Source organism: Clostridium sp. 1001283B150210_160208_E6, from assembly GCF_015669365.1.
GTDB lineage: Bacteria > Bacillota > Clostridia > Clostridiales > Clostridiaceae > Clostridium > Clostridium paraputrificum.
On the sequence record NZ_JADPAA010000004.1, the window covers coordinates 217,404 to 225,645 of the forward strand.

The 8,242-nt window shown below is 31.2% G+C and carries 5 protein-coding genes and 1 riboswitch; of the genes, 4 read left to right on the forward strand and 1 reads right to left on the reverse strand.

The window, feature by feature from the left end; all coding sequences use genetic code 11:
• Nucleotides 1-1,350, reverse strand: a complete 1,350-nt coding sequence (locus I4V16_RS07060; RefSeq protein ID WP_099329007.1) for a PLP-dependent aminotransferase family protein — start codon at nt 1,348-1,350, stop codon at nt 1-3.
• A 237-nt stretch (nt 1,351-1,587) separates the two neighbouring features.
• Here I4V16_RS07060 and I4V16_RS07065 point away from each other — a divergent pair, with 237 nt between their 5' ends.
• The 4 genes from I4V16_RS07065 (at nt 1,588) to thiC (ending at nt 7,757) form a co-directional block, all read left to right on the forward strand.
• The gene (locus I4V16_RS07065; protein ID WP_099329008.1) at nt 1,588-2,820 is read left to right on the forward strand and encodes a M20 family metallo-hydrolase; all 1,233 of its coding nucleotides are present in this window, start codon (nt 1,588-1,590) and stop codon (nt 2,818-2,820) included.
• A 16-nt stretch (nt 2,821-2,836) separates the two neighbouring features.
• Nucleotides 2,837-4,120, forward strand: coding sequence for an NCS2 family permease (locus I4V16_RS07070; RefSeq protein ID WP_049178494.1), 1,284 nt, complete (start codon nt 2,837-2,839; stop codon nt 4,118-4,120).
• A 302-nt stretch (nt 4,121-4,422) separates the two neighbouring features.
• Nucleotides 4,423-6,201 (forward strand): adenine deaminase, encoded by a 1,779-nt coding sequence (gene ade / locus I4V16_RS07075; RefSeq protein ID WP_049178493.1) that lies wholly within the window; start codon nt 4,423-4,425, stop codon nt 6,199-6,201.
• A 53-nt stretch (nt 6,202-6,254) separates the two neighbouring features.
• Nucleotides 6,255-6,351, forward strand: a riboswitch (TPP riboswitch).
• A gap of 98 nt (nt 6,352-6,449) precedes the next feature.
• Entirely contained in the window at nt 6,450-7,757 is a 1,308-nt protein-coding gene (gene thiC / locus I4V16_RS07080) for a phosphomethylpyrimidine synthase ThiC (RefSeq protein ID WP_111937344.1), read from the forward strand.
• The last annotated feature ends 485 nt before the right edge of the window (nt 7,758-8,242 follow it).

The following is an 8,242-nucleotide window of genomic DNA, read 5'->3' on the forward strand; positions in this document are numbered from 1 at the left end:
TTAGCTATTAATCAAACATTTTTTTATTATATTTAACCCATTAATAATATCCTTTGTACTGACGCTAGATATACTAAGCCTTATTCCTTTTTTGTAAAATGAATTATCTATAAAACAGCGTTTACCAGGCCCTACAATAACTTTGTTATTTCTTAATTCTTTAATTAATATGTCTTCGTTTATATGGTCAGGAAGAAATATATAACTATAAAAACCTGATATGTCACTAAAACAATTTATTCCTATATTCTTCAAAGATAAAAGTTCATTTGAAAGTATTTCATGTTTCTTTTTTAAATCATTCGTTATAACATCACTATGTTTTTTTAAAATATTACTTCTTATATATATTTCAAGAGTAGCTTGAGATAATAGTGATGGTGATATGTAATATCTTATATCTAATTTTTTTATATGATTTTTAAAGGAGCCAATTAAGTTGTTAGGCATAACTGAAACTCCAACTCTCATCCAAGGCATAATTTTTGAAAAACTTTTAAGATATATGACGTGAGTAAAGTCGGAATATGAATAAATAGGGTCGTATTTTTCGTCTAAATAAATATCTGAAAAATAATCATCTTCTACAACATAAACGTCATATTTGGCTGCTAATTTAGCAATTGCTTTCCTTTGAGATTTTTTTAAAGTGGTTCCTAAAGGGTTGTGGTGACGTGGGATTGTATAGAAGAATTTAATAGGCTCTTCTTTAAAAATTTTTTCTAGTTTATCTAAATTAATACCATCTTCGTTTCTCTCTATTCCCATTATATCTATATTTAGCATTTTTAAGTTATCTAAAAAGTGTCCATAACTTGGTTGTTCTAATAATATCTTTGTTTTATTATTTGGAAAATTCATATCTATTAATAGGTTAAGAGTTTGAACTGTTCCCATTGTAATAAATAAGTTTTCTTTTTTAGTGAAAACTTGAAAATTTGATAAATACTTAAGTGAAGCATCTTTTAAGGAATCTACCCCAGTATGATTCGAGTCTAGGGAATTATTTTTGTAAAGGTCACCTGCCCAATTTAGACAGTGTTTTAAATCTGGTATATTCATATCTCCAATTAAAGTGTTACCGCTATAAAAGTTAATTGTATCTGATGTGGAAATGTTGATTTTATTTATGTTTTCTACAATATAATATCCACTTTTAGGACTAGCGTATATGACATGATTGTTTTTTAAAGTATCGTAAGCTTTTATTACTGTATTTATTGAACAGTTATATTTTTTACTAAGCTCACGAACAGAAGGGATTTTTTTACCTACTGTATATACTCCTTTTTCTATTCCTTCTTCTATATCCTTAATTATTTTCTCGTATAATTTACTAATGATAAACACCTTCTTAACTGTTGTGGTACAGTTTTAGAATATCATAATTAAATCCTATTTTCTAGAAGTGAGATAAGTGTTAATTAGTATTATATGGTTTTTATTATAGTAATAGAAATAAATACGAAAATTAAATGGTTATTTTAAAAAAAAGTTCGATAAAAGCAGAAAAAGGTCTTGACCTGGCGAATTATATTGTATATATTATAAATATAGTTCGTTACTAATTCGAAGGATGGATAAGATATGGAGATTAATATACATAGAGTAATGGAAGGACTTAAGAAACTTAGCGAATTTAACTCTACGCCTGAAAAAGGTTGCACAAGATATTCTTACAGTAAAGAGGATTTGCTTGCTAGGAAATATTTAATTAACCAAATGAAAGAGGCTGGGTTTGAGGTAAGTGTTGATAATATAGGTAATATAAAAGGGTTATTAAAAGGAACAGAGGAAAAGTTACCAATGGTTATAAGCGGGTCACATATTGACACTGTTAAACATGGTGGTAATTATGATGGGATACTTGGTGTTGTTTCTGCTATAGAAGTTGGAAGAGTTATAAAAGAGAATAACTTAAAGCATAGAAGAGGATATCAAGTAGTGGTTTTTACTGAAGAAGAAGGTTCTAATTTTTCTGTTAATCTTCTTGGAAGCAAAGCTATCGCTGGTAAGGTTGACTTTGAAGAAATAAAGGATCTTAAAGATAATATGGGTATTTCTATGGTGGATATGATAGAGAAATTAGGGGTGAATCCTAGAAGAGTATCTGAATGTAGGATTCCAAAGGAAGAAATCCATTCTATGATAGAGCTTCATATAGAACAAGGAAGAGTTTTAGATGAAGAGAATATTTCAGTGGGAATAGTTAAAGGAATAAATGCTTTAAATTGGTATGAGGTAACGATAGAAGGTCAAGCTAACCATGCAGGTGCAACTCCTATGAAATATAGAAAGGATGCTTTAGTTGAAGCATCAAGATTGATTTCTAATATACCAGATATAGTTGAAAAGCTTGGAGATGAATCAAATGTAGCAACTGTAGGCGTTATAGAGTGTAAACCTAATTTGCCAAATGTAATTCCACAAGAAGTAAAGTTCACAATAGATTTAAGGGGTATCGAACCTGATACAAATAAAAGAATTTTAGAAGAAATAAAAAATGAACTTAAAAAGATAGAAAGTAGTGGGGTTAAGACTTCTATAAAAGAACTGACTAAGGCTAAGGAAACTAAGTCGAAGGAAGAAATATTAAAAATTATAGAAGAGAAGGCTTTAAAAAGAAAAATAAGTTATAAGTTTATGTATAGTGGTTCAAACCATGATACAAGCATTATTAGTGAAATATGTGATGTGGCTATGATATTTGTACCTAGTGTAAATGGAAGTAGTCATTGCCCAGAAGAGTATACAAAAGAAATAGATATTCAAAATGGATGTCAGTTGTTATTAGATACAGTAGAAGAATTAATTAAGTAAACATTAGGGGGACAAAATGTTAGAAAAACTATTTAAATTAAAGGAACACAACACGAATCCAAAGACTGAAATAACAGCAGGTATAGTTACATTTATGACTATGGCTTACATTTTAGTTGTACAACCATCCTTTATGGGAGCAGCGGGAATGGATGTTGGAGCAGTAACAGTTGTTACAGCAATTCTATCGGCAATATTCTCATTATTTATGGGATTATACGCTAACTTACCATTTGCTTTAGCACCAGCTATGGGAAGTAATGCTTTCTTTGCTTTCACACTTGTTGCTGGAGGAGTTGTTTCTTGGCAAACAGGATTAGGAATGGTATTTATTTCAGGAGTTGTTTTCTTACTACTTTCTGTTTTAGGATTAAGAGAAGTTATAGTTAAGTTAATTCCTAAGAATGTAAAGCTTGCTATAGGGGCAGCAGTTGGATTTTATATAGTTTCACTTGGATTCAAGAATGGTGGAATTATGCAAATAGATGGTTCTATTTCTATGGGAGATATTAAAACACCAGCAGTATTACTTACAATTATAGGTTTATGTTTACTAGTTTTCTTAATGTCAAGAAAGGTTAAGGGGGCTGTATTTATAGGAATTATAGCTACTACAATTATAGGAATTCCAATGGGAATTACACAAGTGCCAGAAGCTTTAATATCAATGCCTCCATCAATTGAACCGATTTTTATGAAGCTTGATATTATGGGAGCGTTAAAGTGGAGTTTCTTCCCGTTAATATTCACATTCTTTGTTGGAGATTTCTTCTCGACTTTAGGTACTTTAATAGGTGTTTCTGCAAAGGCAGATCTTTTAGATGAAGAAGGGAATTTACCTAATATCGAAAAGCCATTCTTGGTAGATTCAATTGCTACAATAGTGGGTGCGTTATTTGGATCAACAGTAGTTACAACTTACATAGAATCAGCTTCAGGGGTTGAAGAAGGTGGAAGAACTGGTTTAACAGCAGTATCAACAGCGGTATGTTTTGCTCTTGCAATATTCATAACACCAATAGTTGGTATGATACCAAATCAAGCTACAGCACCAGCCTTAATAATTATAGGATTAATGATGTTATCAGGACTTAAGGATATAGATTTTAGTGATTTCACAGAATCATTCCCAGCATTCGCTACAATTGCATTTACAATATTCACAAACAGTATTTCAAATGGTATAAGCATGGGGATTATAGCTTATATGTTTACAAAAGTCATGGCTGGGAAATATAAAGAATTAAATTGGGGAATTTATATTTTATCAATACCGTTGATTTTATACTTCTTAATATAGAAATAATAGAGCTGTGGCAATAGAGAGGGGAATTTATTCTCTATTGCCACGGCAACTTTTTATTAAAGCAAAAAAGGATGTATCATAGTTTTAAATTCTATATTCAGTTCTTAACTTTTTAAAAATATAAGAAGTTAAAAACTTAAGAACTTTAGAACTTAAGAAGTTATAGTAAAAATGCGGAGTTGAATGGATTTTGGTGAGATAAATTTTAATTAGAAATAATTTACTTTAAGAATAAAAAATTAAAATTATAGTGACACCACAGAACAACCAAATTATATAGTGAAAGGATGAGTTTTATGTGGATTTTACCTAATGATAAAAAAGGATTAATAGAAGCAGCAAACGGAAAAAGAGAATATGATTTAGTAATTAAGAACGGAAAAATAGTTAATGTATTCACTGGAGAAATTTATGAAGGTGAAGTTGGTATATATGAAAAGCATATTGGAGATGTTACATGTAGCATAGATGAAGAGAGAGAGTCTCTTAAAGGGAAAAAATATTATGATGCAGAAGGAAAGTATGTAATTCCAGGATTAATAGATGCACATATTCATATTGAAAGTACTTTACTTACTCCAAGAAATTTTGCAAAGGCAGTAACTGCACATGGGACAACTACGGTAGTTACAGACCCTCATGAAATAGGGAATGTTCATGGAATTAGAGGCGTTAAGTATATGCATGATTCTAGTGAAGGGCTTCCAATGAGACAATACATATTAGCACCATCATGTGTTCCAGCAGTACAAGGTTTAGAAAATGCAGGGGCTGAGTTTGATGAAAAAGATATAGAAGAAATGTTAGATTTAGAAAGAGTTATTGGTATTGGGGAAGTGATGGATTTCATCGGAGTAATTGACAATGATGAAAGGATGGTAAAGATTGTTGAAGCTGCTGAAAAGAGAAATATGTTTATTCAAGGGCATGCTCCATCTTTAACAGGAAAACAATTATCTTCTTATCTTTGTGCAGGAATATTAAGTTGCCATGAAAGTAGAAATGAAATTGAAGCTAGAGATAAGATGAGAAAAGGTATGTATGTTGATGCTAGAGAAAGTTCTATTTCTAAGGATGTAACCAAAATAGTAAAGGGAGTTAAGGATTTTAGATATTTAACAAATCTTACTTTATGTACCGATGATAGAGAAGTGGATGAAATATTAACTAGTGGTCATATGAATGATGTTGTGAAAACAGCTGTAAAGGCAGGTTTAGACCCAGTTGATGCTATAAGATGTGCAACATTAAATAATGCAAGAGAATTAGGAATAAGAAACTTAGGCGCATTAGCTCCAGGATATTTAGCAGATATAGTTGTTTTAGAAGACTTAGAAAACTTTAAAGTTAATGCTGTAGTATTTGAGGGGGAAATAGTTGCTGAAGATGGGAAGCTGTTAAAAGAAGTAGAGAATATAAAATATGATATTGAAGAAGAAAACTCTGTTCACGTTAAAGATTTAAAAGTTGAAGACTTTATGTTGAAAGCACCTATAAAAGAAGGAAAGATAAAAACAAAGATAATTCAATATAGAAGTCAAATATCCTCAGTTACAGATTTTGTAGAAAAAGAATTGAATGTTAAAGATGGATATATAGATTTATCAGGGGAAGAGGATTTAAAGTTTGTAATTGTTATTAATAGACATGGTAAAGATGAGAACAAATCAATAGCTGTTGTAAAGAATTTTGGGTTAACTAAAGGAGCGTTAGGAAGTACCATATCACATGATAGCCATAACCTAACAATAGTATATGAGGACCCTAAAGAAGCTTTACTAGTAGCAAATGACTTGATCCAAATGGGTGGAGGATTAAGTTGTGCAGAAAATGGCGAATTAAAAGAGCATTTACAACTAAAAGTTGCAGGGCTAATGTCAAATAAAGAAGCAGAAGAATTATCAAAGGATGCTAACAAAATGAAGAAAGCAATAAGAGAATTGGGTATTACTGAAATGCCTAATCCATTATTAAGAATTGTAACGCTTGCACTTCCTGTGATTCCTTGTGCTAAGATGTCTGACTGTGGTGTTGTAGATGTATTGAACAAAAAGTTAGTAAATATATTTGAATAACGAAAACTTGATAAAAATATTAATAAATGGTATATTAATGTAAAAGAATATAGTGAATTAGCTAGGGGTGCCGTAAGGCTGAGAAGGATTTTCCTAACTCTTGTACCTGATATGGATAATACCATCGTAGGGAAGCTTATAATTTAAAAATTTAAGCTTGCATATGCAAGCTTTTATTTTTGAAAGTGGTTATAGCCTAGCAAATTAATTTGCTAGGTTTTTTTATATATTTTAGGAGGAGGATTATTATGGGTTATACAACACAAATGGATGCAGCTAAAAAAGGTATTATAACAAGTGAAATGGAAATAGTAGCGGCGAAGGAAAATATTTCAGTGGACGAGTTAAGAGGATTAGTAGCAGAGGGGAAAGTTGCTATACCAGCTAATAGGAATCATAGGACACTAAGTCCAGAGGGGATAGGTCAAGGACTTAAAACTAAGATAAATGTAAATTTAGGGATATCTAAGGATTGTCCTGAATGTGAGAAGGAGTTTGAAAAGGTAAAAGTAGCATTAGATATGAAGGCAGAAGCAATAATGGATCTTTCTAATTATGGTAAAACTGAAGGGATGAGAAGAAAAATAGTAGACATGTCTACTGCTATGATTGGGACTGTACCTATATATGATGCTGTTGGTTTTTACGATAAGGAATTAAAAGACATAACAGCAGAGGAGTTTCTTAAAGTTGTAGAGAAACATGGACAAGATGGAGTTGACTTTATAACAATACATGCAGGGTTAAATAGAGAGGCTGTGGAAACAGTTAAGAGAAATAAGAGACTTACTCACATAGTATCAAGAGGTGGTTCGTTATTATTTGCATGGATGGAATTAAATAATAAAGAAAATCCCTTTTTTGAATATTATGATGAATTGCTAGATATTTGTGCTAAGTACGATATGACAATTTCTCTTGGAGATGCGTTAAGACCTGGAAGTATTAATGATTCTACAGATGCTAATCAAATAAAGGAACTTATTACATTAGGAGAATTAACTAAAAGGGCTTGGGAAAAGAATGTACAAGTTATAATTGAAGGCCCTGGCCATATGGCACTTAATGAGATAGAAGCTAATATGCTTTTACAAAAGAAGCTATGTCATGGGGCACCTTTTTATGTTTTAGGACCTTTGGTAACAGATATTGCTCCGGGGTATGATCATATTACATCTGCTATTGGTGGAGCTATTGCAGCAACATATGGAGCAGATTTCTTATGTTATGTTACTCCAGCTGAACATTTAAGATTACCTAACCTAGAAGATATGAAAGAGGGAATTGTAGCTGCTAAAATTGCAGCACATTCAGCGGATATAGCTAAAGGAATAAAGGGAGCAAGAGAATGGGATAATAAAATGAGTAAAGCTAGAGCAGATATTGATTGGGATACTATGTTTGATTTGGCTTTGGAACCAGATAAAGCAAGAAGATATAGAGCCGAATCAAAACCACACGATGAAGAGAGTTGTACAATGTGCGGAAAGATGTGTTCTATGAGAACCATGAAGAAAATATTAAATGGTGAGGATTTAAATATATTAAGGGATTAATTCTAAATAAAAGAGAGAATAAAAATAATATTTATGTAAGAAGAAGAAAGGAGTGCTATTACAAATAGTGCTTCTTTTGTTGTATTGGTAACAAATTGAGTTATTAAAGTAAAGATTTATAGTATTAATTTGATGGAAAGAAGGATTAAAAGGAGATAAATGATGTAAACTTATCCTGGAGTATCGGTATGAGGAAAACGTAGAAAATAAAAGAAAAAATATGAAATAACATGGGTTATTTTTAATAAAAAGGTTAGAATGATTAATTGGATTAGAGAATTATGTTAAGATAAATCTCGTCGCTGACGGAAACGAGTCGCAACGAAATAGAAAAAGAAAAAAGTTGTTGACAAGATTTCGACAAGGTGATAAGATAAGAAAGTCGCTTGAGTGCGACACACAAATTGGTCTTTGAAAATTGAACAGAATATAAAGTTAAAAACCAGCAATTCTTTTTTACGAGTAAACTTGAGAAATCAAGTTGT

Excerpts from the sequence above, each read along its gene's own strand:
- I4V16_RS07065 (WP_099329008.1), top strand. The coding sequence starts at position 1,588 with ATGGAGATTAATATACATAGAGTAATGGAAGGACTTAAGAAACTTAGC.
- I4V16_RS07070 (WP_049178494.1), top strand. The coding sequence starts at position 2,837 with ATGTTAGAAAAACTATTTAAATTAAAGGAACACAACACGAATCCAAAG.
- ade (WP_049178493.1), top strand. The coding sequence starts at position 4,423 with ATGTGGATTTTACCTAATGATAAAAAAGGATTAATAGAAGCAGCAAAC.
- thiC (WP_111937344.1), top strand. The coding sequence starts at position 6,450 with ATGGGTTATACAACACAAATGGATGCAGCTAAAAAAGGTATTATAACA.